This is a genomic window from Anaerohalosphaeraceae bacterium (assembly GCA_035378985.1).
GTDB lineage: Bacteria > Planctomycetota > Phycisphaerae > Sedimentisphaerales > Anaerohalosphaeraceae > JAHDQI01.
Map to the genome: position 1 here is coordinate 24,303 of DAOSUR010000018.1, position 24,999 is coordinate 49,301.

Here is a 24,999-nt window from a genome sequence, read left to right on the forward strand (position 1 = left end):
CAGTCCTTATGCTTTCCTCGTTCTACGCATACAGTTTCACCTGAGCGCAGCGAACGATTTTGACCTCTTCATCGTTGATCAGATATTGATAGCCCGGACGGACCACTTCCGCGATGCGTCCGCTCTTAGTCGGGTCGTCATTTTCCTTCTTTTCCCGGACGGATTCTGCGTAGCGCTCCAGTCCCTTGTATTCCAGCCCGATTTCCGGCTCGTACTGCTCCACGCCGCTGGATTCGAGGGCAAACAGAATCTCATCCCGGATATCCTTGAGCATCGAGACATCCTGATTGGCGCTCTGCAGCTGCCGGATGCGGTCTTCGAGATTATCAATGCAGCGGATGATCCGCAGGCAGAACCGCTTAATCAGCATCCAGTCATAGCCGTCCTGAAACTTCCGGACCTGATTCTGCTGTTCGGCGGCGAATTCGCGAATGGCCGACATCTGTTCGCTGATTTCCGACAGTCCCTTAACCACCGGAATTGGGGCCATCAGCGAGGCCAGAATGGGGTCTGAAGCGGTCGGCTCCGGCTCCGTCAGAAGGGCGGCGGCTGTTTGTGAAGCCGTCTGCAGTTCGGCATCCCCTGCAGCAGAAGCAGCCGGGGCTGCTGTCTTTGTGCCGATATGTCCCTTGTCGGCGGGTTCAGAGGGTTTTTTCTTCGCCGGTTCTGCGGGTAAGACGGTTGGTGTTTGACGGTCTGCGGCGGATGTTTTTTTGTCGGCGGATTTTCGCTGCGGGAAGAGGTGAACCTCCTTTTCCTGCAATGCTTGCGGTTCCTGCAATCCTTGCGGTGCAGGATTTGCCTGATCGCGGGAGTCCTTTGATTTGCCTTCGGAGGAAACAGCGTCGGTTTCCGGGGAGGCCTCCTTTAATTCTGCTCGTTTAGCGGCCGCCTTTTTCGCTGCTCCGGCCAGCCAAATCAATAGTCCAATGGAAAATACCAGTCCGCCGGCAGCCAGCAGAATCGTGGAGACGATGCTCAGAATCTCCTGATACTCAATTTGCTTCTGATATTTCCGAACCTGTTCCCTCCAGTCGGGACCGTACAAAATATCCCCCAACTCACTGGGCACAGCCGATTCCGTCAGCAGGTCCGGAAGGTCGGCCAAGAGACGCTCTTCCTGATGGTCTTTCAGTTTTCTCTGAATCTCCGGTCCGCCGTACGGCCCGGTTCCCCAGGGGGTATCCGCCTTCTCCTGGTCACTGAGCCGATTCCATTGTTCGTACATCCGAAGGAACTCGTCTTTTTCCTGCCGGCTGATTTCCTGATAACTTTCTCTCCGGTTTTGCTGGATTTGTTTCTGGGTTAAAACGATGCACCATCCCGTCAAACCCGGCAGGAGCGCCAGCAGTGCCCAGGTCATCCAGTTTCTGGCGGAGCTGCTTTTCTGAGTATCCCTGTCCGCTTCCATAAAAGGCCTCATTACTGATTGAGGTTTGGTGCCGGCGGCCCGATTGGACGGCAGGACCACGGCCCTTCTGGTCTCTCGAACTACATGGCAGGACCCTTGGTACGACAGGTCCCGGTCTTTTTAAAACATAACAATAAACACTGCCTATCTATCGGCTAAACGGAAGTCGGAGGTAAGTCCGTCTGTGCTTTCTCCTATGGGATAAAGAACTCTGCCGTCCGAGAGGGGCCCAGGAAAGGTTTTTATCGGTCCTGCAGGGCGGATTTTGAAAATTTCAGTCTCCGAATGTGCTCAGGACAGGTTCGGTGGAGGAAGGATGTCCGATAAGGTGTTGAGATGTTTTAGAGGTTGGCCAGGGGGGCCAGCAGCCGACGGGCCGACTCGGCATACGGACTTTGCGGATAGTCCTGAATCAGGCGGTTCAGCAGGGAACGGGCTTCGGTCAGCAGTTCGGCTTTGGCGGTCTCCGCCTTCATTTCTTTCCATTGCTGAAGACGCAGGGCTCCCAGTTCATACAGAGCCTGAATTCCTCCGTCACGGTCCGGATATTTTTCCCAGACTTCCCGCAGGGCCGCCGCACGCATCTGCCAGTCTCCAATCAGGCGGGCACGGGCAGCCAGCAGGTTGTCGCGGAGCGGGTCTTCCGCGGAGGCGCCGGCGAGCAGGTCTTCAATCTGGCGGGCGTACTGAATTCCGTATGGGTTGAGCAGAACAAACCGGGCCAGACGCTGCCGCTCCGCCTCGCTGCCGCCCTGATTGGCGGGTGAAATCAGTTCCATCAGCATCAGCAGACGGGTTCGAAGGTCCTGTAGTTTATAGCGGGTCATTGCGGTTTGAATCGGCCGCCCGAAGGCTGTGGTCAGACTGCCGGCGGCAATCGCAGGTTCAGAAAAAGACGGCATTTCTTTTTCCAGCAGCGTCAAAGCGACTCCGCACAAATCCTGCGCCTCTTTGAATCGGCCCTGTCCGGCCATGTGAACGGCCAGACGCCAGCGGGCCTCCAGGGCCTCCGGACTGTCGGGGAATCGAACCAGAAGGTCCTGCCAGATGTGAAGATTTTCATAAAAAGGATAGTCCTGATAAAAATGCAGAATCTCCGTCTGCCCGAAATAGCGTGCATCGGGTGTTAATTCGTTCAGCATTGCCTTAAAGTACAGCGCAATCGGCACGCGGCGGCTGGTGGGCCTTTTCTCCAGGAAATAGTTGTATTGAGCCAGCAGTTCGCTCCGTTTGGACTGGTAGCGAAGTTTCTCCGGCAGGTCGCCGGCAAACCACTGCGGCCAGCGGTTGTAATACAGCAGATTTTCAATTTCTTCGCGAAGTTTTTTCCGCAGATCGATTTTATCGCTTGGATAAAAATATCCTGCAAAATAGCTGTACCGCATTTCATCCGCCAGAATCCGGTCCAGGTATTTGGTGAGGGAATGGTCGTGGAATTCCGCCTGCTCTTCCGGATTGTGGCCTGCGACGTACATTTGAAAATCCAGTTCATCAAAGCCGATGGTTTTTTCAAAGGTCAGATACGCCGCCGCCGCGGCCGCCAGCGTAATCAGCCAGACAAGACCGGGGCGGTACCGCGTATAATGTCCGACGGCGATGACGACTCCGGCAATCAGCATCGCAATCAGCCAGGCGTAAATCCACGGCGTATAGGAAATACCCCACCGAATCGGGTCGCTGCTGCGGATGCCGCCGAAGGCCGCCCAGTAAATCATCGGCCCGGCCATGCACAGCGCCAGCGAAATAATCCGCGAACGGAACCGCAGCGGACGGCAGGCCACCGCAATGCAGGACAGCACCAGAAAGATTCCCAGCATCGGAAGACGTGCCAAAAAAACGGCCAGGACAATCATCGGGATGCTGAATCGAAAACTCATCAGCTGGGCCGTCAGCAGCGGTGCAGCCGCCAGGATTCCCATCAGCGTGCCTAAGATTGCAATATGCCAGGGATACTCATAGATGCTCAGGGGTTCCGTGACGACCCGTCCCAGATGCCATTGATTCGGGTGAAACAGCTCCAGAAGATTCAGAACCAGAAACTGACCGTTGGTCAGGCGGCCCCAGAACAGACAAACCCCTGCATAGACCACAATCGACAGCAGCCAGCAGCTGTACACATTGGCATGGCTGTAGTGCAAAGTCGGGCCGGCCGTCATAAAGGATTTGATAGGCCCGGCGGGTTTTATGCCTGGACTCGGTTCCGCCATAAAAGATTACACACCGGCTCCTAAACCGGTTTCTTTAAGGTTTTGGCCTAAACTTTAATGAAGATACTATTGTACAGACAGAAACCCTGTGAGGCAAGAATCGTTTTCCGGAATACAGAGGTACCCGATATACAATCCGCCGTTATTCTCCGCGAATCATATCGGCAATAATCATCAGCCGGCTGATGTTATCCCGCTCCACCTCGCCGAGTTTGTTGGAAATGAACCGAATCGTCGCCTGAAGTTCCGGAATAACCACGTGCTCCAGAACATTCACGCGCCGCCGGGTGCTCTGCAGTTCGATCGCCAGCAGTTGAGCCTGTTTTTCTTTGCCCGCCAGCTCAATCAGGGTATCAAAGGCCCGCTCCAGAGCCCGCAGTGCGACGTCCATTTCGCCGCTGGTTGTGGCAAATCCGTAGCAGACAATATCTCCTTCAATCTGTTTGGTCAGTTCCGGCACCTTTACGCTCATGATGCCGGCAAACTGCACAGCCAAAGAAAACTTTTTCGTGGGAATTTCCAGAGCCGCCCGGACGTGTTCCGGCTCCATCGTGGAACGGGCCATCACAAACCGCCGGCTTGTTTCCAGCAGTTCCCGTTCGACCTTCTGCCGAAGCTCCTTGAGCGAGCGGGAAATCAGCACCAGCTGTCGGCTGATTTCATCCCGCTTCTGGCTGAGCAGACGATGTCCCCGCACGGCCAGGGCGACGCGCCTGCGGAGCCGCAGCATTTCCATTCGGGTTGCATTGATATTCTGCTGCATAGGTCCCGCCGTTTATGGCTTCTTCAGTTCCACGGTTTTCTGCTCCTGTTTGGCGCGGAACTTCGGCATATATTTTTCAATCAGCTTGACGTCAATTCGCTTCAGTTCTGCATTCTCAAACATACTCAGCAGCTCCCAGCCGAGGTCCAAAGTCTGGAAGACCGTCCGGTTTTCATAATAGCCCTGAGAAATGTAGCGGGCCTCAAATTCGTTGGCAAACTTCATATATTTCTGGTCTTCCGCCGACAGGGCCGCCTCACCCAGAATCGTCGCCAATTCCTGGGCTTCCTTGCCGCGGGCATAAGCCGCATACAGCTGGTTGTACAGGTCGGCATGGTCTTCGCGGGTTTTGTTGGGACCAATGCCCTTGTCTTTCAGACGCGACAGACTGGGCAGCACGTCCACCGGCGGAGCGATGCCTCGCCGGTGAAGCGAGCGGCTCATAATAATCTGCCCTTCCGTAATGTACCCCGTCAGGTCGGGCACCGGGTGCGTTTTGTCATCTTCCGGCATTGTCAGCACCGGCACCATTGTAATCGAGCCCTTTTTGCCCTTGATTCGGCCCGCCCGCTCATAGATGGTGGCCAGGTCTGTGTACAGATAGCCCGGATAGCCGCGCCGACCGGGCACTTCCTTGCGGGCGGCGCTGATTTCCCGCAGCGCCTCGCAGTAGTTGGTCATATCGTTCAGGATGACCAGCACGTGCATATCCTCTTCAAACGCCAGGTATTCCGCCGCCGTCAGGGCCACACGCGGTGTGGCAATCCGCTCAATCGCCGGGTCATTGGCCAGATTGATAAACAGCACCGCCCGCTCGATGGCTCCCGTCTCCGTCAGGTCATTGATGAAGAACTGGGCCGCCTCGAAGGTAATGCCCATCGCCGCAAACACCACCGCAAAGTTTTCCCCTTTGCCCAGCACGGTCGACTGCCGCGCCAGCTGAGCCGTGATTTCATCGTGCGGCAGACCCGAACCGGAGAAAATCGGCAGTTTCTGCCCGCGCACCAGCGGGTTCAGCCCGTCAATCGTGCTGATGCCCGTCTGAATAAACTCATTCGGATAGTCGCGGGCATACGGATTGATGGGGTTGCCGTTGATGTTCAGCCGCTTTTTGGGAATAATGGCCGGTCCGCCGTCCTTGGGCTGTCCCGTCCCGCTGAACACACGCCCGAGGATGTCCGGCGAGACCGCCAGCTCCATCGGCTTGCCCAGAAACCGCACCGTCGTATCCCGCACGTCGATGCCTTCGGTTCCTTCAAACACCTGTACCAGCACCTTGTCTTTTTCCACCTGCAGGATTTGACCGTGCCGGATGGTGCCGTCGCCCATCTCGATATCCACGATTTCACCGTATTTGGCCCGCTCCACGCCCTCCACCAGCATCAGCGGTCCGGCGATTTCCTGAACGGTTCTGTATTCTTTTAACATGGAAAAACTCCTGTGTCTGCTCTCTGACAGATTTCCTTATTTAGCTGCCGTCGCAGAATAAAGCTCTTTGATTTGGGCGTCGATTTTGTCCCGAATCGCCCGAATTTTGTCCGCCTCGGCATAATCAATGTATTTGGCCCGGGCGATGTCCTCCCGCACCGGCAGGGCAAACAGCTCCGCCGTCTCCACGCCGCGTTCAATCGCAGCCAGCCCCTGCCGATGAAAATGCAGAATCAGACTGAGCATATCATACTGCTTGTCAATCGGCGTGTAGGTATCCACCTTGTGGAAGGCGTTCTGGTGCAGGAAGTCCTCGCGGATGCTCTTGGCGGTTTCGAGGGCCATTCGGTCGGCGGCACTGATGGCCTCCGCACCGACCAGACGCACGATTTCCACCAGCTGGGCTTCCTGTTCCAGCAGGGCCATCGCCTCTTTGGTCATCTGAACAAACTCGCGTCCCTTGTCTTTGTCCTCAAAGGTCTCCGCCAGGTACTGCTTGTAGAAGGAATAACTGGTCAGCCAGTCAATCGCGGGGAAGTGCCGCTGCTGGGCCAGACGGGCCAGCAGAGACCAGAAGACCTTCACGACGTGCAGGGTGGCCTGCACCACGGAATCAGACAGGTCGCCGCCGGGCGGACTGACCGCCCCGATGATGGACAGGGCCCCTTCCCGCTGCGGGCTTCCGGAGCAGATGACCCGGCCGGCCCGCTCATAGAAGGAGGCGATTCTCGCCCCCAGATAGGCCGGATACCCTTCTTCCGCGGGCATTTCCTCCAGCCGCGTGGAGATTTCCCGCATCGCCTCCGCCCATCGGCTGGTGCTGTCGGCCATCAGCGCCACTGACAGCCCCATATCGCGGAAGTATTCGGCAATCGTGATGCCGGTGTAAACCGACGCCTCGCGGGCCGCCACAGGCATATCCGACGTGTTGGCCAGCAGCACAACCCGCTTCATCAGCGGCTCGCCGCTGTGCGGGTCCGTCAGTTCCGGAAACTCCATCAGCACGTCGGTCATTTCGTTGCCGCGTTCGCCGCATCCGATATACACCACGATATCCGCATCCACCCACTTGGCCAGCTGGTGCTGCACAACTGTTTTGCCGGTGCCGAAGGGGCCGGGCACGCAGGCCGTTCCGCCCTTGGCAATCGGGAAAAATGCGTCAATGACGCGCTGGCCGGTCAGCAGGATTTTGTTGGGATTCAGCCGCTGCTGAACCGGACGGGGCCGCCGAACGGGCCATTTCTGCATCAGCGTCAGGACCCGTTCGCCCTGTTTGGTCTTAACCACGCCGATTTGTTCTGTAACGGTAAACTCACCCTCCGACAGACCCTCCAGCCGTCCCCGCACACCGGGCGGCACCATAATCTTGTGCCGAACCAGCGTGGATTCCTGCACCTCGCCCAGAATATCCCCGGGTTCGACCTCGGTGCCGTTCTGAATGGTCGGCCGGAAGTGCCACTTTTTGTCCCGCGGAAGCCCCGGAATATCGCTGCCGCGCTTGATGAAGCTGCCCTGCGCTTCCACCAGAGCACTCAGCGGACGCTGGATGCCGTCATAAATGTTCGAAATCAGCCCCGGTCCCAGTTCCACACTCAGCGGGGCACCAGTATTGACCACCTTCTCTCCCGGGCCGATGCCGACGGTGTCCTCGTAGACCTGAATGCTGGCCCTGTCGCCGTGCAGTTCCACGATTTCCCCGATGAGGTTTTCTTCGCCGACGCGAACGACATCGTACATATGAGCGCCGGTCATTCCTTCGGCCACCACCACCGGGCCGGCTACTTTGATGATTCTTCCGATTTTTTGTTCCGTCATATTTCCTGCTTCCGTTTGCTCAAAAAGTTGTCTGAAGGGCTCTGCTGTTTTAATTTTTCAGAATATTGATTTCGGCGGCCAGTTTAATCAGCCGTCCGAGCGATTCGGTAGCAACGCCGGTCGGTTCAGCGGTAAACGGCACCACCACCACACAGGGGACGGCCTTCCGCATCACCGCATCAAAAACCGGCTGGGCCTGGCGAGCGACGTTTTCCGCCACCACGACCAGTGTGTACTGCTGCCGCAGGATGGCTTTGGCCGTTTCCTGCACCGCTTCCGTTTTCGGCTCTACGGCGAAGGTATCCAGCCCCAGCGCCGAAAACGGCATCACAAAATCCGCTGTTCCCAATACGGCTGCTTTGCCTTCCATTGCTGTTCCTTTGGAAGCCGCCGCCGGCTTCCGGTTCTTTTTTGTTCGTGTTCTGTTTGATGCCGGTCCGTTAGTCCATCCACGTCCCCAGCCGGTCCAGCAGCAGTTCAGCGGACAGGCCGTTTTTCCTGCCCATCAGCAGCATTCGGACCGTCCGAATCTCCGCTTCTTTCATCAGGAGATAAGCGGCGATCGGCTGAGGTCCCGCCGCCAGGTACCGGGTCGTTTTCAGAAATTCCATCAGATAATCTTCACAGCCCCGCTCGAGGGCCAGAAACGAGCCCTTTTCCCGCAAATACCGTGTTCCTTCCTCTACCAGTTCCAGATAGGGGGTGGCGTAAAACAGCGGCACGAGTGCATCGTAGTTGTGTTCCAGTCCCTGAACAAAACGGGCCGTTTCGATGAATCCGTCCGGCAGAAAATGAAACCGCTCCTGGCGTTCAGCGGCTTTCAGACGCAGCAGCGTCCGGATGTTGTACAGGTCGATTCGAATCCGCGACAGCGACAGACAGAAGACGCTGCCGATGGCCTGACTGTGCCGAACCCGCCAGGCGGCCTCCACCCGGTCGATGGCATAATCAATCTGCCGAATATCCTTGTTGTCGTAATAAGCCAGCACAGCGGCCTCTACGGCCTCCTGCAGGTACTCCGGAAACCGCTCATAATTTTCCTGTTGAAAAATTTCTTCAAACTCCTCCGCCGGCACGGCCCCCTCCGGGCTGTAGTCCGTCCCCAGGGGTCTGTCCGTAACGACGCGCCGCACGGCCAGCCGCATATTGGCAAAATCCTCGCGGGCCTGAAACATCTGCACAAGCCCCGGGTCCTCCGCCAGCTGCACAAACAGCTGGCGCACCTGCCGTCGGCGGGACAGCAGCATTTCCTCAATTTCCTCTGCGGAGGCCTGAGGGGGGACGGCATATTCCGTTCCGCCGAGCATCTCCGCCGCCGCTTCAAAACTGTCCGCGTGGGCCAGCTCCGACAGCATCGCCCGGCCCAGCATCATCGTCTCGAGCACGCGCACCTTGGCCGTTGCAAAGGCGTACCGCCAGTCCTCCGCCCCCACCGGGGGATACCGTACAAAATCGATTGTGCTCGGTTCACTGTTCATCTGCATCAGTCAGCAAACAGTTTGGCCGCCAGTTCCATTTCCGTCTGCTGGCGAATCTGCTCCAGCAGCACCTCCGTTGAGCAGTTCACCTGCACCTTGCCGCGGCGAAGAATGAAGCCGCCGTCAATGTCCGCTTTTTCCGCCGCCGGCCTCAGGTTGCCCTTGTAGCCCGGGCCGAGGCGTTTGTTAATCTGTTTGAGAAACTCCGGATTGATTCGGGTTTCGTTTTTGCCGACGAGGACTTCTTCATCACCGGTGACAACCGCCTGCATCAGCAGTCGGCCCATCAATTCCAGATAGGGGCCGTCCGCCATTGTGTTAATCCGCCGGCAGGCTGTCTCGAATACCTCCCGCAGCAGGTCCGCTTTGGCGGCCAGAATCTTTTTCCGAAGGTCCATTCGCGCCGCCGCCAGCATCCGGGAGCGTTTGTCCTCGGCGGCCTGACGGGCCAGCTGTTCCGTTTCCTGCTCGAAGGCCTTCAGTTCCTCCTCGAGAGCGCTGCGCCTCTGCCGGACCTTTGCCTGCGCCTCCGACAGAATCCGCTGGGCCTCCTGACGGCCTTCCGATAAAATCTTTTCAACGACCTGTTCTGCTTTCATAGGCAACCTTCACCGGCACACGAGCCGTTGGCTTCGGTTTCAGTTTTTTCTCAGCCGACCTGGATGGCTCTCACGACCAAAAAGGAAATCAGAAAGCCCAGAATGGCGTACAACTCAATCATTGCGGCGTAAATGACGCCGGCTTTGAACGCCAGTTCGGGACGTTTGGCCGCCATCAGAATGCCGGCGGCTCCCGTGCGGCCCTGATGGATGCCGCTGATCCAACCGGCGACGGCTACCGGCAGACAGGCTGCGAGAAGCTCAAGCCCCTGAGCCCATGTGACGGTGGCAACGGGACCGGCAATCAGCCCGATTTTCATCACAACCATCAGGCCGACGATGAAGCCGTAAAGTCCCTGCGTACTGGGCAGCAGAACCAGCAGCATCAGCGTGCCGTACCGTTCCGGTTTTTCGCTGAGAACTCCGGTTGCGGCTTTGCTGGCGGCCCCCAGGCCGATGGCCGAGCCGATTCCGGACAGAAAAACAGCCAATGCAGCTCCTACCAATGCAAATGTTAAACCCATCATCGCCATACAGACTTCCTTTCTTTTTCTTCCTGCGAAACACGTTTTGCACGCCCGTTTTGAGAACGGGTGTTATTTGCGAATTTCAACATACTGAAACTTTTTCTGCAGCGGAACAAAATCTTTTCCGCCTCCGGTGAAAAATTTCGGGAAAAACTCCACAAACTGAAGCCGCAGCGAGTGGACAAACGCTCCCAGCACCGACAAGGCGATATTAAACAGATGTCCTCCGACAAACAGCACTGCTCCCAGCAGCCATCCGACATATGGGACGCCCAAGACCAGTTTGACCAGAATATTGATTGCCATCCCGCAGCCGGCTCCCACCAGACAAAGGGCCAGCAGACGGGCGTAGCTGAGAATATCTCCGATGAAGAAAACGGTGCTGAAAAGCTGATAGACGCCCAGCCCCAGCCGGCCCGCCCAGCCGCCGCTTCGTACCGTAAACAAAACAATCACGGCGGAGGTGAGGCACACGAGAATGATGCACGGTGTTTTGAATTCTTTCGGCAGCTTATCTGCGGAGACCAGGCCGATGCACAGCAGACTGTTCAGGTGAACAATCCAGACCAGCTGGTCGCAAAGGGCGGCGGCCCAGTCTTTTTTGAGCAGGTTGGCGAAAAAGGCGATGAACAGCCCGCACTGAATTTGAAAATAGCCGAGGGCCAGTGAAAGGATGAAAAAGAACATCGGGTTGGCCATCGGGTCAAACAGCATTAATTGGGTCCGCACGGCATCCAGCCCGCTCCGCAGGGCGGACCCTTCCGGCAGGAGGGAGGTCACGGCATCCCCGAACCAGCTGCCCATAATCAGGCCGGCCAGCGTTGTGGTGATGGAGCAGATCAGAAGCATCCAAAAGATGCCTTTGTTAGCCCGGACTTTTCGAAGCACCCAGGCCAGCAGGGCGGTCAGAATCAGCCCATACCCCGCATCCGCCATGCACAGCCCGAAAAAGACGGCAAAAAACGGGGCCAGAAACACGGTCGGGTCCACCGAAGTCGGGGCCGGCATTCCGTACAGACGCGTGATGGTTTCAAAGGGACGAACCACCGGCACATTCTCAATCTCCACCGGCGGCTCTTCGCCTTCTGTCGGGATCAGAACCGTCACATCGCACGCCTCAAACCGCCGGACGATTTCCTGCACGCGAGGATAGTCCTTCCGCTTGGTCCAGCCCTCCAGAAACAGCGTCTGCTCCGTTGCCGGAGCGCCGGCCAGGGCGGTCTTGCGCTCCAGCAGGTTCCTGTAGTAGTCATAGAGCACTTTCAGTTCCAGCTGCCGTCCGGATAAAGAGGCGGCCTCCCGGCTGACCTGAGCGATTTGTTCGTCAATTCCCTGCAGACGGCGGCGGCACTGTTCAATCAGGTCCGCCGGCGTCCCTTTGAGTCCTTCCAGATGAACGGCCTCAAATTCAGCACCGCGGAGGATTTTCTGCACTTCTGCCGTCTGAGCGGCCGGCGCAAAAATCAGGCATGCCTTCCGGTTTTCCGCTTCTCCGACAAGCTCCACCGTGCACAACAGGTCTTCGAGGGCCTGCTGAACCGCCGGAACATTCTGCGCGGGAATCATCCCGACAAACACCTGAACCGAGGAAAAGGAGGCCAAATCCTCCAGGCGGCACGTCAGATTCCGCCACGGCAAAAGACGCTGAAGCTGCTCCGTCGTCTGTTCCAGCTCCGCCTGAAGGCCTTCCAGCCGCTTCTGGGTCTGCTCCGTCCGGTCCAGCAGGTCCATTGCCTCCTGACCGCTCAGAATGGCCGAAAATGCGGAAGCGTCAATCTCCACACGCGGAGAAAACAGACTCCTTCCCGAGGGCTCCTGTGCGTGGGCTTCCAGAAAAGCGATGGCCTTTTCCAGCCGACTGACCAGTTCTTCGAGGTCTTTGGGACGGCGGAATTCCGTCTGAAGTTCCGGCCATTCCTTGCTGACCATCGCCTGTGCCGCATCCAGCAGATGCACCAGCCCCGCTTCCTGAAGGGCCTCCAGGAGCTGGGCCGCCTGGCTGCGGTGGGCGATGATCAGAATCTTTTCCATCGGCGCAATGGCCATTTGTTTGTTCCTTCTGTCTATGTAAAAAAATTAGGTCTGCATTGATTCCTGACGGAGCATCATTGGGGCAAATGGGACAAAATGACGCGGATGCATTCTTCCATTCGCCCCGCGGCTTTCTGCCGAAGAGCATCAATCTGCTTTTGTCCCTCTTTCAGAAGCGATTCGACCTGGGCCCGGCCGCTCTGTTCGGCCTCGGCAAGGGCCGCTGCCATGCGTTCTTTCCGCTGCTGCTGTGCCCGACGGCGCATCTGGTCTTCTTCGACGGCGGCCTTTTCGAGCAGTTCAGCGGCCTCTTTTTTGGCTTGTTCGATCATTTGCCGGGCCTGCTGTTCTGCGTCTTTGATTCGTTGAACCAGTTCCATAGAATCGTCCTGCTTTCGGCGGTTTCAAAATTCCTCTGCGTTCTTTTTTTTCAGGGACTTATCATAGCAAGCCCCCCAAACAGGACAAGGGAAAACTTTCGGTTTTTGGAGAAAAAACGGGAGTTTTCTTTGGGGATTACTTTTTGGCAGGCCCAATGAGCCCCTTTTGTTCCATTGCCAGAAGAATCAAATCTGCCATCTGCTCTTTTTTGAAAATCGAATTGTCCAGCGTAATAGCGAATGCCGGCTCGCGCGGATTTTTTTCTTCATAAAGACGCCGCATAAATTCGCGTTCTTTGTCTATTTCATCTATTTTAACAGCCGCCGCTGTTTTATCTATTTTCTCACGAATACTCACCCTCGCAATTCTCCAATCTCTCGGTGCTTCAACCCGAATGCTTAATCCGTTCTCGATGTCATAGGTCGCCGATGCACTGCCCTGTCCGATAATAATCGCATACCCTTCATAAGCAATGGTGCGCACCATCAGCATAATTTTATTGCGGATTTCGTACCCGTCCGGAACATTTCCTTTTCGCAAACCTCGCAGAAAGTCCTTGAAAAGACTGGGCTTAGCTCGTCGCTCCCGTTCAATCAACTCCTCGGTCAGGCCGGTATCCTCCGCCAGCTGCTTGAGCAGCTCTTTATAATACAGTTTCCAACGGCCCAATTCGTCACGCTGATTGAGTTTTTCCAGAAGATACTGTCCCAGTTCAAATCCATCACAGCCGAACTGCCTCGAAATGGTCAAAAAAGGGCCGGGCTCCTGTTTTCGATTCACATTCTCTAAATGGTCACGAAGATAGGCGGATAGGGTCGGCTTGCTCATTGCATCGTCCTTTAATGGTTTTCCGGCCTGTTTGCTCAATTCTCATATTACTCTATCGGAATTATCAGACGATGTTAAGCCGCAAAGCGTTCAGGCGGATTTGGATTTCCTGTTAAAATAGAGAAAATTCCTTGTTCCAAATACTGCTGGATAGAACGATTTTCGTATGATATATCGTACCAGTCACTGAAGGAAAGGAATAGCGAATGCGGCAGTTCGGTTTGTGCCTGATGTTCTTGAGCATTGTTTGTTCGTCCTCTGCTGTGTTATCGGAACAGGAGTTTCACAATCCCCCTGCTTGGGCGGGGGTGCGGTGCTGGTGGTGGTGGCTGAACAGCAATGTCACCGCCGAGGCCATCACCCGTGACCTGGAAGAGATGAAAGCCAAGGGATTCAGCGGAGCGATGATTTTCGACGCCGGAGGCGCTGACCAGCGAGGCAACGCCCAAGTCCCGGCCGGGCCGCTTTTTGGAAGTCCTGAATGGGTGAAACTTTACCAGCATGCTCTCCGGGAGGCCCAGCGGCTCGGACTGGAACTGGGGCTGTCCATCCAGAGCGGCTGGAACCTCGGCGGGCCCATCGTGACGGCCGATTGGGCCGCCAAACAGTTGACCTGGTCCGAAGTGCAGATTGAAGGCCCGCAGCAGTATAAACAGAAACTTCCGACCCCCGAAAACCGGAATTGGTATCGGGACATTGCCGTGCTGGCTTTTCCTTTGAAGCTGTACAAACCCTCCGACATCCATTGGACGGTCCAAAGCAGCTCCGCTCAGCAGGATTATCCCGCCGCCCTCGTCTTCGACGGCAATCCGGATACCTTCTGGGTCAGCGGCGGCACGGAACCCGGGCAGGGGCCTTCCGCGGAAAAACCCCAGTGGCTTCAGTTTGCCTTTGAAAAACCCGTTGCTATCTCCGGAGTACAAGTGCTGGGCCGGCCCGGCTACGGCCCCAAAAGAATCCGCATTCAAGTTGATGAAAATCCTCCGCATGAAGCCGTTTCCATCGAAGACGGCCGACAAAAAACCGTGGAAATGGAAAAACAGACCGGCACCGTCTTTCGCATTCTTTTTGAGGAGGCCTATGACCTGCGGCATCCCGATCAGCCCCGCAATGTGCAGGTCGCTGAACTGTATTGGCTCGATGAAAATAAAAAACCCATCACCGGCACTGTTTCCCGACCGGGCATTCAGAATCTGCAGCTGAAAATTCTGCACGAGGAACTGGGGATGTCCGCTCCGGACTGCCGGTTTCTGCTGGAGGATATTCCCCCTGTGGAAGGCGAGGAAGACGCCTCTTTGAAGGACATTGTCAACCTGACGGAGCAACTGGCGGGCGACGGCACACTCACCTGGACGGTTCCCGCCGGCACCTGGACGGTGCTGCGCTTCGGCTATACGCCCACCGATGCCCGCGTCTCCACGTCCAGCGGGGGCTGGCAGGGTATGGTGATTGATTACCTGGGCCGCAGCGCCTTTGAACGCTACTGGAACGAGGTAGTGGAGCCGTTACTGGAAGCCGCCGGCCCCCTCAAAGGCACCGTCCTCAAGCAGCTGGAGACTGACAGCTGGGAATGCGGCGGAATGAACTGGTCGGACCGTTTTGCCGAAGATTTCAAAAAATACCGCGGCTACGACCCCATTCCCTATCTGCCGGTCATCGCCGGCAAGATTATCGAAAGCCGCGAAGTGTCCAACGCCTTCCTGGCCGACTTCCGCAAGACGCTGGCCGACTGTGTAGCCGACAATCACTATGCGGTTTTTGCGGAATTAGCCCACAAGCATAACCTCCAGATTCAGCCCGAGTCCGCCGGCCCGCACGCAGGCCCCATTGACGGCGTTAAAAACTACGGCAAGAGCGATATCGTTATGTCCGAGTTCTGGTCGCCCTCGCCGCATCGTCCCACGCCCGAAGTGCGCTTCTTCGTCAAGCAGGCGGCCGCCGCCGCGCACATTTACGGCAAAGAAATCGTCGCGGCCGAGTCCTTTACCACCATCGGACGTCACTGGAATGATGTGCTCTGGAAGACGATGAAGCCCGCGATGGACCATGAGTTTTGTGCCGGACTGAATCAGATTTTCTTCCACACCTTCACCTGCTCGCCCAAAGAGATGGGCATTCCCGGACAGGAATATTTTGCGGGCACCCACGTCAACCCGCAGGTGACCTGGTGGCATCATTCCATCCCCTTTATCCAGTACATCAGCCGCTGCCAATATATGCTCCGCAAAGGCAGATTTGTCGCGGATGTGCTGTATTATTACGGCGACCACGTACCCAATATCGCCCGGCTCAAGGAAGACGACCCGGCCAAAGTCCTGCCCGGATTCGACTATGACATCACGGATGAGGTCATTCTGGCCAAACTGAAAGTCCGCTCCGGCAAAATCGTCGTCCCCGGCGGCATCTCGTATCATCTGCTGGTGATGCCGGATCACAAAGTTCTTTCGCTTCAGGCCCTCGAAAAAGTCAATGAACTGCTTCGTCAGGGAGCGACGGTCCTTTGTGAGCGTCCGGAACGGATGGTTTCTCTGGTCGGCGGACTGCCCGCCCGACAGCGTTTTGAGCAGCTGACCGACCAGCTGTGGGGCGAAGTGACGCCGCCTGCCGGTCAGCGCACCATCGGAAGCGGCCGGCTCATCTGGGGCAAGACCGCACGCCAGGTCCTGCTTGAAGACCGCATTCGTCCCGACTTCGAATTTTCCGGCGCAAACCCCGGTGTGCAGCTGGACTACATTCACTGCACTCGCGAGGATGCGGATGTGTATTTTGTCTCCAATCAGACGGAAACCGTCGTGACGGCTGACTGCCGTTTCCGCATCAGCGGCAAAATCCCGCAGCTGTGGGACCCCGTCAGCGGACAGGTCAAACCCGCCGCCTTCCGGCAGTCAGACGGACGCACTGAAGTGACGCTTCGCCTGGGCCCGTATGGTTCCATCTTTGTGGTGTTCCAGCCGACGGCATCTGCGCAGCCGGCTCCTGCAGCCAATTATAAGGAGTATTTGACTGTCCAGACTCTCACCGGCCCCTGGCTGGTTTCTTTTGACCCCCACTGGGGCGGCCCGGAGGAAATTGTTTTTCCCGACCTGCTTGACTGGAGTCAGCACGAACAGGAAGGCGTGCGTTTCTACTCCGGTGCGGCGGTCTATAAGAAAAGCTTCCAGCTCGAAAAGCCCCTGCAGGCCGGACGGGAATATCGGCTGGACCTCGGACGCGTCGAAGATGTCGGCATCGCCAAAGTGATGCTCAACGGAAAAGACCTCGGGATTCTTTGGACACCGCCGTTTCAGGCGGATATTTCCGCCGTCCTGAAAAACGGCGTCAACGTGCTCGAAGTGGAAGTGGTCAACTCTTGGCGCAATCGGCTTATCGGCGACCGGAACCTGCCGCCGGACCAGCGCCGCACCAAAACCAACATTACCGTCCGGCGAGACTGGGGGCTTGAGCCGTCCGGCCTTCTGGGACCCGTGGCTGTCCTCATAGAGAAAGAATAGCAGAATAATAGCCGCGCCCGCCAGAGTGGCGGGGAAGGTATGGATGAAAAACTCCTGGATTCCCGCCTTCGCGGGAATGACGACAGGCTGGGGAATGACGGCAGGTGGTTTTTTGAGCCCGCGCAGCGGGCGCTATGGGATAGCCACGGGCGCCAGCCCGTGGAAAAAAGTCCGGCTCTCATTTTTCCTGGCTTTCGCCTCCTGCTTGTCAGCAGCTCTGCACATCCTCCAAGTCAGAAAAGCAGCTTCACAGCCGCAGCGGCAGCCAGCACTACGGTGAGGATTTCGAACAGCCGCTGCGGAATATGCCGCAGCAGGATAATGCCCCCGACCGCCCCGAGCGCAACGGCGGGAAAAACATACACATCCGCCGGCAGGGATTGCGGCGTTATCAGTCCCAGATGCCACAGAAACGGCACTTTGAGCCAGTTGACCACAAAAAAGAACCACGCGGAAGTGCCGACAAACTTGTCCTTGTCCAGCTTCATCGAAAGCAGGTACAGCGTCATCACAGGGCCCGCCGCATTGGCCAGAAGCGTCGTTACCCCCGCGGCAAATCCCATCGCATACGCAAACAGACGGCCGGACGGCGGCCTGTTGCCGTTGGAAGAAAAGCCGCGGGCCTTCAGCGTCAGCATCGCGAGAACCACAACTCCAATCAGCGGCGCCAGCCGTCGGTCATCCAGATGCTGCATCAGGACAAACCCTGCCGCAATGCCCAGCAGCGCCGCCGGCAGCAGCCGCAGCAGACAAGACCACTGGGCCTGTCGGCGGTAATACGCCGCCGCAAACAAATCAGCAAAAATCAGCAGCGGCAGCAGCAGACCGACCGAGGCCCGCGCGGGCACCGCCATCGCCGCCAGCGGTACCGCCAGAATCCCCGCGCCCGGAAGCGCTGTCTTGGACAGCCCCACCAGCACCCCGCAAAGAGCCAAAATCCCCCAACCTGCCGGTGTAATATTCAGTTCCATTCTTGTTTTCCTGACAGTTTTTGTTCTGAAGGAAAGCAGTATAAACACAAAGGCAGGGGGACTCTATCTTTTTCGGGGTTTTGATGCTACATTAACGGACATGGGACGCAGAACCATCGACAGTTTGTTCGGCAGTGGGCCGACGAAGCCGGCGGACGGCCGGGTTATTCGTGCGGCCTTCAATACCGGCGCCGATGCGCTGTTTGACTATCTGCTGCCCAGCGGACTGGGCCCTGTGCGGCCGGGCCAGCGGGTGCGTGTGCCCTTCGGACGCACCAATCGGCTTCTGGAGGCGTTTGTCGTGGAGGTCGAGCCCGCCGATGCCGGAGCCGATTCCGAACGGCAGAAGGCGCGGGCCTTTGACTTGAAAACGGTTCGGGAGATTCTCGATGAAGAACCGCTGCTGGATGAGCAGCTGATGGAGCTGGCCCGGTGGCTGAGTGCCTATTACGTCTGTCCGCTGGGGCAGGTGCTGGCGGCGATGGTGCCGGCGGCCGTCAAAAAAGAAGCAGGCGTCCGCAAGGAAGTGCGGGTGTATCTGACAGGCGAGCTGCCGGCCGACTCGAAACTTGGCAGCGGGCCGCAGCGGGCCCTCGTCCGGCTTTTGCAGGAGGCGGGGGCTGTCAGCGAGGAGACGGCCATCGAGAAAACCACGCTTCTGGAGCGGGCAGGCTGCACGGAGGGGCCGCTGAAGAAACTGCTGCGCAGCGGTGCGGCGGCCTGTGCGGTTCGATACGGCGTGCGGCCGCTGCCGATGGTGCCGGAGGGACTGCGGGAGCAGGCGGAGGCCATTGTGCTCACGGAAGACCAGCAGCGGGCGCTGACCCATCTGGAGCAGCAGCTGCACGCGGGGCAGTTCGCCGTAACACTGCTGCACGGCGTAACCGACAGCGGCAAGACGGAGGTCTATATCCGGGCGATTGAGAAGGCCGTCTCATTGGGTCGGCAGGCAATTGTGATGCTGCCGGAGATTGCCCTGACGGCCCAGACGGTCCAGCGGTTCGGGACGCGGTTTCAGCGGCTGGCGGTGATGCATTCGGGCCTGTCGGGGCCGCAGCGGAATGCACAGTGGCAGGCGATTCGCCGCGGGCAGGCGGATGTAGTGATCGGGGCCCGCTCGGCGGTCTTTGCTCCACTGCAGCGGCTGGGACTGATTGTCGTTGATGAGGAGCACGAAGCAAGCTACAAGCAGGATATGGTGCCGCGCTATCACGGGCGCGATGCGGCAATCAAGCGGGCGCAGCTGGCCGGGGCGGTGTGTCTGCTGGGCTCGGCGACGCCGTCGCTGGAGACCCTGCACAACTGTCAGACCCGCTCCAGCTACACGCGGATTGTGATGGCTCGGCGCGTGCGCAATCTGCCGATGCCGAAGATGGACGTTATTAATATGCTGACGGCCTTCGAGGGCAGAGCGGTCCGCCAGCCCCAGCTGCTCAGCCCGGCGCTGGAAGAAGCCCTGCACGAAGTGCTCCAGCGCGGTGAGCAGGCGATTCTGCTGCTCAACCGCCGCGGCTACAGCCATTTCATTTACTGTCCCTCCTGCCGCCATACGCTGCACTGCCGCAACTGCGATGTGACGCTCACCTATCACAAACGGCCGCATCGGGAAGGGACGGCGGACACGGTTTTAGGCCCTCATATGACGGGCGGCTTTGCGATTTGCCATTACTGCCTGGCCAAGACGCTCGTGCCGAAGGCCTGTCCGCTTTGCGGGCAGGCGATGACGATGATCGGGCTGGGGGCCCAGCGGCTCGAGGAAGAGGTGCAGCACAAACTGCCGCAGGCCCGCCTGCGCCGCATCGACAGCGATGCCATGGCGGGCCGGGATTATTACGGCCTGCTGGAGGATTTCGCCGCCGGGCGCATTGATATTCTGGTCGGCACGCAGATGCTCGCCAAGGGCCTGCACTTTCCCAACGTGACGCTGGTAGGGATTGTCAGTGCCGATACCGCGCTGTCGCTGCCGGATTTTCGCGCCAACGAGCGGACGTTTCAGCTGATTTGCCAGGCGGCCGGCCGCGCCGGGCGCAGCGAAAAAGGCGGACGCGTGCTCATCCAGACCTTTCTGCCCGGCCAGCCCGCCATCGACTTTGCCTGCCGATACGACTGGGAGGGGTTCGTTCAGGAGGAAATGAAGCACCGGCGGGCCTGTCATCTGCCGCCGGTGTGGCGGATGGCGATGGTGCTGATGCGCGACGGCCGCTATGAACGGCTCACCGCCGCCGCCAAAGCCGTCAATGCACGGCTGGAGCAGATTATCGACCGCGAGAAACTGCCGATTCTCCTTCGAGGGCCGATGGAGGCGCCCATCAGCCGCATCGGCGGACAGCACCGAATGCACCTGATTGTCCAGGCTCAGCAGCCGCAGACGATTCAGCATTTGTTTGCGCGTTTCCGCGACGCCGCTCCGGTCCGCCCGTCCGTCCAAATCCAAATCGACATCGACCCCGTCTGCGTTCTGTAAACCTGCCCCAAAATCCCCATTCAATTTTCGCGGAGCAATTCAGATTGTCTGAAATGTGTCGCAACCGCTGAGTTCACAAGGATTTAAAAAAGGTTTGCCCCAGAGGCCGCTTGCACGGCCGCTGGGGCAGTGCCTGCGAAAACCCGTAAGGGTTTTCTTGTTATGACAAGCTCGCAGGCATAGGTCAGTTACAACATTGATATTGTATGAAAGATACATTAATATTGTCAATCAAATTTTTTAACATTATTAGCAGGAGGATTTATGTACACATTAGGTCTTGATATCGGTTCTAACAGTGTCGGCTGGGCTGTCTTAAATCCCGAAAAGGAGCTTGTCATCAACGCCGGTGTCCGAGTGTTCCAGGAAGGAGTCGATCGAGATACCAAAGGAGCGGAAGTTTCCAAAAATGCGGCCCGCCGTGCCGCCCGCAGTGCCCGGCGAACTCGCAAAAGGAGAAATTATCGAAAGGATAAATTGTTTCGTCTGCTGGTCCGCAGCGGATTGCTGCCGCAAAATCCGGCTGAACAGCAGATTCTTTTTCAAAAAGACCCTTACTATCTGCGGGCCAAAGGACTGGATGAGAAGCTGGAACCCTATGAAATCGGTCGTGTTCTTTATCACTTTAGCCAGCGTCGGGGTTTTTGGAGCAATCGAAAGTCGGAAAAAAAGAAAGAAGAAGGGATTGTTGCCAAATCTGCATCGGAACTGCAAAAACAAATTGTTGAGAGCGGCTGCCGTACACTTGGAGAATTTTTTGCAAAACTGAATCCTCATGAACAGCGCATCCGCGGCCGTTACACATTTCGGGCCATGTATGAAGATGAGTTTGAGAAAGTCTGGCAGACACAGTCTTGTTATTATCAAGCCGTTTTGACGGATACTTTGAAAACAGAAATTAAAGACCGGACGATTTTTTACCAGCGGCCCTTAAAACCATCCGATGAGCTTATCGGCAACTGCGAGCTGGAGCCGAATGAGAAACGTTGTCCCAAAGCTGATTGGTATGCGAGGCGATTCCGTATCCTCCAGACTCTCAATAATCTGGAAATTCACAATCCGGACGGAACAGATGTCAAACTCAATGAAACCCAGAGACAAATCGTCCTGCAGGAACTGCTGAGCAGCGAAAAAGTGAAGTTTGATACGCTCCGGAAAAAATTAGGTCTCCTGGAAACGCAAACCTTTAATCTGGAGGAGGGTCCAAAGGACCAGAAAAAGGAATCCATCCAGGGAGATGAATTTAACGCACACCTCCGCAAGTCCCTCGGCAAAAAACTGTTTGAACAGCTTGCGGAACAGGACCTGATCGAAATCAATGATTTGCTTTTGGATGATGCTCTTCAGGACGAAGAAGTTGTGGAAAAACTGATGGAGCGGTACGGTTTTACCCAAGAGCAGGCCCAGAAAATCCTCGAGGTTCCGCTGCCGCAGAAGTATATGAGTTTTTCCCGTTTGGCTGTCCGGAAACTCCTGCCGCACATGGAAAAAGGCCTGCTCACTCATGAAGCAATCCAAGCCGTCTATGGCTCACCGCAGGGTCGGCGGCCTGTTCAAACCGCAGATCAGCTGCCATTTCCCGAAGACCTCCGCAACCCCATTGTCAACCGGGCACTTTGGGAGGTCCGCAAGGTGGTTAATGCCCTCGTTCGCGTGTACGGCAAACCCCAAAAAATCAAACTGGAAATGGCCCGCGAGCTCAAAGGCACAAAACGGGAACGCGAGGAAATCCAGCTTCGCCAGCGGCAGAATGAAGAAGAAAACAAGAAAGCCCGGGAAGAACTCATGCGGATGGGCATTCTGAGTCCTTCCCGCGATGATATCATTAAATACAAGCTCTGGCAGGAATGCGGGCAAGTCTGTCCCTATACCGGAAGACCCATCAGCCAGAACGCCCTTTTCGGTCCCCATCCTGAATTTCAGGTCGAACACATCCTGCCGTACTCCCGCACTCTCGATGACAGTTTTATGAACAAAACCCTCTGCGCGGTCGATGAAAACCGGCGAAAGGGCGACAGAACTCCCTATGAATTTTACGGGGAAACCGAACAGTTTGAACAAATCCTTCATCGGATTGCCAAACTGCCTTATCCCAAGCGGCGGCGGTTCTGGCAGAAGGAGGTCGAACTGGACAATTTCATCCAGCGCCAGCTGAACGATACCCGATACATCAGCCGCAAAGCAGAAGAGTATCTCAGGGTTCTCGGCTGTACCGTGCAGGGCACACGAGGTCAGGTCACGGCGGAACTGCGCCATCAGTGGGGACTGAACTCCATTCTCGATGATTCGGAGCTGGGCGAAAAGAAGCGAGATGACCTTCGCCATCATGCCATCGATGCCGCTGTGGTAGCCGTCACGGAAAACCGGCACCTGCGGGACTTGGCCCGCAGCAGGTACGTTCCCGCCGGTCAGGCGGCGGTTCGGTTTGCTCCTCCCTGGGAAGGGTTCCGCCAGCAGCTTCAGGAGGTTGTCAGCCGAATCAATGTCTCTCACCGCGTCACCCGCAAAGTTTCCGGGCCGCTCCATGAGGAAACCTCCTACGGCCCAACCGGACTTAAGGATGACAAGGGGCAGGATATTTATGTTTATCGCAAGCCGCTCGACGGCCTCACGTTGGCGATGGTTCCCAAGATCGTAGACCCTGTGGTTCGCCAGATTGTTGTTGAGCGGCTCGAACAGTTCGGCCTCAAGCCCGGCGGCGACGGCAAAATCACCAAAGAGGTCTGGAAAGAGCCGCTCCGAATGAAAACCAAATCCGGACAGCCCGGCCCTCAAATCAGATCCGTCCGAATCCGCGATGTCTTTAACAACCTGATTCCCATCAAGGACAAAGACGGCAGACCCTATCGCTATGTTGCACCCGGCAGCAACCACCATATCGAAATCTTCGAATACACCGACGCCAAAGGCCGAACAAAACGGCAGGGCCGAGTTGTCTCGATGTTTGAGGCCGTCCAGCGAAGCCGCCGAAAAGAACCGGTCATCTGCCGCGATTATGGCGACGGCGGAAAATTTGTCTGCTCCCTGTCCAGAAACGAATCCTTTATGCTCGAATTGGATGACGGAAAACACGTCTTGCATCGCGTACAGAAAATCGACCAAAATGAAAGAATTATTTTACGTCCGCATACGTTTGGAGGAAAACTGCAGGACTCGGATAAACCACCGCTGATTCAAAGAAAAAGCCCTAATACCTTAAACGGCTATAAAGTGACAGTGGACCCAATTGGGCGAATCTTTCCTGCTAAAGACTAAATTTTTTCCGGCCGATACAGTCCTCGCAGAACCGCGAGGGCTGTGTTGTGATTAAACGGGTTGTCGAATGCTCCACGGCAGGGACGTTTTTATCGGTCCATCAGGGACAGCTGTTTATCCGGCAGGACGGACAGGTCAAAGGCCAAATCCCCTGTGAGGACGTCGGCATTCTGCTGATCGACCATCCCGCCGTCACCTATACCCATTCCGTCCTGACCGTTCTCCTCGAGCAGGGGGCCGCCGTAGTCGTCTGCAGCGGCAAACACCTGCCCGCCGGACTCCTTCTGCCCCTCGAGTCCAACGCCGTTCAGGCCGAGCGCTTTCGGGACCAGATTGCCGCCGGCGAATCCCTCAAAAAACGCCTCTGGAAGCAGATTGTCCGGGCCAAAATTGCCCATCAGGCTCATCTGGTCCGCACGGACAAACAGACGTATCGGGCCCTGATGGCCCTCCGCCGACGCGTCCGCTCCGGCGACCCCGAAAATGTGGAGGCCCAGGCCTCCGCTAAGTTCTGGCCCGCCTTTCTGCAGGACCCCTCCTTTCGCCGGCACCGCGAAGGTCCTCCGCCCAATCACCTGCTCAACTACGGCTACATTGTCCTGCGTTCCGCCGTCGCCCGGGCCCTGTGCAGTGCAGGGCTGCTGCCGACCCTCGGCATTCATCACCGCAATCGATACAACGCCTTTGCCTTGGCCGATGACCTCATCGAGCCCTTCCGCGGTTTTGTTGAAGAAAGGGTTCGGGAGCTGTACACCCGCTCCGGTCCCTCCGACGGCGAGCTGACCAAAGAAACCAAGGCTGCGCTTCTGGAAGTTCTTTACCGCTCCGTCACGGTCGGCGGCTTTAAAGGTCCCCTGATGGTCGCCCTTCACCGCACTGCCGCCTCTCTGGCCCGATGCTTTGCCGGAGAACAGAAGTTATTGGATTTGCCCGTTTATGGTTGAAACAGGATACAGAGCCATGTGGATTCTGGCGATGTTCGACCTGCCGGTTGATACGAAAAAGGCGCGAAAAGATTATGCCGATTTTCGGAAAAACCTTGTACAGGATGGGTTTACGATGATACAATATTCCGTATATATTCGGCACTGTGCCAGTAAAGAAAATGCCCAGGTTCACGCAAAACGGGTTCAGTCCTTCCTGCCTCCCGATGGGGAGGTGCGGCTCCTTATTATCACCGACAAGCAGTTCGAACGGATGCAGATTTTTTGGGGAAAACTGCGCAAACCCACCCCTCCGGCCCCCGCTCAGCTCGAATTATTTTAACCTGTTTTTCTCGCAAATCCTTGCCCTGCAGGCGGTTACAAATGGACTATTGTAACTGACCTATGCCTGAGAGCAAGCCACAAC

Annotated in this window: 18 protein-coding genes; 5 read left to right on the forward strand and 13 right to left on the reverse strand. The window is 57.0% G+C overall.

Annotation, left to right across the window (positions count from 1 at the left end; translation table 11 throughout):
* Positions 1 to 22: 22 nt before the first annotated feature.
* From PKY88_11400 to PKY88_11455, 12 genes are all read right to left on the reverse strand, one after another.
* On the reverse strand, positions 23 to 1,411 hold the full coding sequence (locus tag PKY88_11400; protein HOQ05808.1) for a hypothetical protein: 1,389 nt from the start codon (positions 1,409 to 1,411) through the stop codon (positions 23 to 25).
* Positions 1,412 to 1,752: 341 nt separating this feature from the next.
* Complete coding sequence (locus PKY88_11405) at positions 1,753 to 3,618, reverse strand: hypothetical protein (protein HOQ05809.1); 1,866 nt, start codon at positions 3,616 to 3,618, stop codon at positions 1,753 to 1,755.
* A 142-nt stretch (positions 3,619 to 3,760) separates the two neighbouring features.
* On the reverse strand, positions 3,761 to 4,381 hold the full coding sequence (locus tag PKY88_11410) for a V-type ATP synthase subunit D (GenBank protein HOQ05810.1): 621 nt from the start codon (positions 4,379 to 4,381) through the stop codon (positions 3,761 to 3,763).
* 12 nt (positions 4,382 to 4,393) lie between these two features.
* Complete coding sequence (locus PKY88_11415) at positions 4,394 to 5,809, reverse strand: V-type ATP synthase subunit B (protein HOQ05811.1); 1,416 nt, start codon at positions 5,807 to 5,809, stop codon at positions 4,394 to 4,396.
* A 36-nt stretch (positions 5,810 to 5,845) separates the two neighbouring features.
* Positions 5,846 to 7,624, reverse strand: a complete 1,779-nt coding sequence (locus PKY88_11420) for a V-type ATP synthase subunit A (GenBank protein HOQ05812.1) — start codon at positions 7,622 to 7,624, stop codon at positions 5,846 to 5,848.
* Positions 7,625 to 7,673: 49 nt separating this feature from the next.
* Positions 7,674 to 7,994, reverse strand: coding sequence for a V-type ATP synthase subunit F (locus PKY88_11425; protein HOQ05813.1), 321 nt, complete (start codon positions 7,992 to 7,994; stop codon positions 7,674 to 7,676).
* 70 nt (positions 7,995 to 8,064) lie between these two features.
* Positions 8,065 to 9,102 carry a V-type ATPase subunit gene (locus PKY88_11430; protein HOQ05814.1) on the reverse strand — a complete coding sequence of 346 codons (1,038 nt, stop codon included), beginning with the start codon at positions 9,100 to 9,102 and terminating at the stop codon, positions 8,065 to 8,067.
* Between the two features lie 5 nt (positions 9,103 to 9,107).
* A complete protein-coding gene (locus PKY88_11435) occupies positions 9,108 to 9,701 on the reverse strand; it encodes a V-type ATP synthase subunit E family protein (GenBank protein ID HOQ05815.1) in 594 nt (197 codons plus the stop codon).
* A 50-nt stretch (positions 9,702 to 9,751) separates the two neighbouring features.
* Positions 9,752 to 10,234, reverse strand: a complete 483-nt coding sequence (locus PKY88_11440; GenBank protein ID HOQ05816.1) for a V-type ATP synthase subunit K — start codon at positions 10,232 to 10,234, stop codon at positions 9,752 to 9,754.
* A gap of 63 nt (positions 10,235 to 10,297) precedes the next feature.
* The gene (locus PKY88_11445; GenBank protein HOQ05817.1) at positions 10,298 to 12,274 is read right to left on the reverse strand and encodes a V-type ATP synthase subunit I; all 1,977 of its coding nucleotides are present in this window, start codon (positions 12,272 to 12,274) and stop codon (positions 10,298 to 10,300) included.
* A 59-nt stretch (positions 12,275 to 12,333) separates the two neighbouring features.
* On the reverse strand, positions 12,334 to 12,639 hold the full coding sequence (locus tag PKY88_11450) for a hypothetical protein (GenBank protein ID HOQ05818.1): 306 nt from the start codon (positions 12,637 to 12,639) through the stop codon (positions 12,334 to 12,336).
* A 136-nt stretch (positions 12,640 to 12,775) separates the two neighbouring features.
* Positions 12,776 to 13,468, reverse strand: a complete 693-nt coding sequence (locus PKY88_11455) for a cytidylate kinase-like family protein (GenBank protein HOQ05819.1) — start codon at positions 13,466 to 13,468, stop codon at positions 12,776 to 12,778.
* Positions 13,469 to 13,674: 206 nt separating this feature from the next.
* On the opposite strand from PKY88_11455, the gene PKY88_11460 reads away from it, so the two are divergent.
* The gene (locus tag PKY88_11460) at positions 13,675 to 16,959 is read left to right on the forward strand and encodes a glycosyl hydrolase (protein ID HOQ05820.1); all 3,285 of its coding nucleotides are present in this window, start codon (positions 13,675 to 13,677) and stop codon (positions 16,957 to 16,959) included.
* A gap of 233 nt (positions 16,960 to 17,192) precedes the next feature.
* On the opposite strand, the gene PKY88_11465 is transcribed toward PKY88_11460, so the two are convergent.
* A complete protein-coding gene (locus tag PKY88_11465; GenBank protein HOQ05821.1) occupies positions 17,193 to 17,930 on the reverse strand; it encodes a sulfite exporter TauE/SafE family protein in 738 nt (245 codons plus the stop codon).
* 100 nt (positions 17,931 to 18,030) lie between these two features.
* On the opposite strand from PKY88_11465, the gene priA reads away from it, so the two are divergent.
* The 4 genes from priA to cas2 all read left to right on the forward strand — a co-directional run bounded on the left by priA (position 18,031) and on the right by cas2 (position 24,915).
* The gene (gene priA / locus PKY88_11470) at positions 18,031 to 20,394 is read left to right on the forward strand and encodes a primosomal protein N' (protein HOQ05822.1); all 2,364 of its coding nucleotides are present in this window, start codon (positions 18,031 to 18,033) and stop codon (positions 20,392 to 20,394) included.
* Positions 20,395 to 20,658: 264 nt separating this feature from the next.
* Positions 20,659 to 23,649 carry a type II CRISPR RNA-guided endonuclease Cas9 gene (cas9, locus tag PKY88_11475; protein ID HOQ05823.1) on the forward strand — a complete coding sequence of 997 codons (2,991 nt, stop codon included), beginning with the start codon at positions 20,659 to 20,661 and terminating at the stop codon, positions 23,647 to 23,649.
* A 47-nt stretch (positions 23,650 to 23,696) separates the two neighbouring features.
* Positions 23,697 to 24,593, forward strand: coding sequence for a type II CRISPR-associated endonuclease Cas1 (gene cas1 / locus PKY88_11480; GenBank protein HOQ05824.1), 897 nt, complete (start codon positions 23,697 to 23,699; stop codon positions 24,591 to 24,593).
* Positions 24,594 to 24,609: 16 nt separating this feature from the next.
* A complete protein-coding gene (gene cas2 / locus PKY88_11485) occupies positions 24,610 to 24,915 on the forward strand; it encodes a CRISPR-associated endonuclease Cas2 (GenBank protein ID HOQ05825.1) in 306 nt (101 codons plus the stop codon).
* Positions 24,916 to 24,999 lie beyond the last annotated feature (84 nt).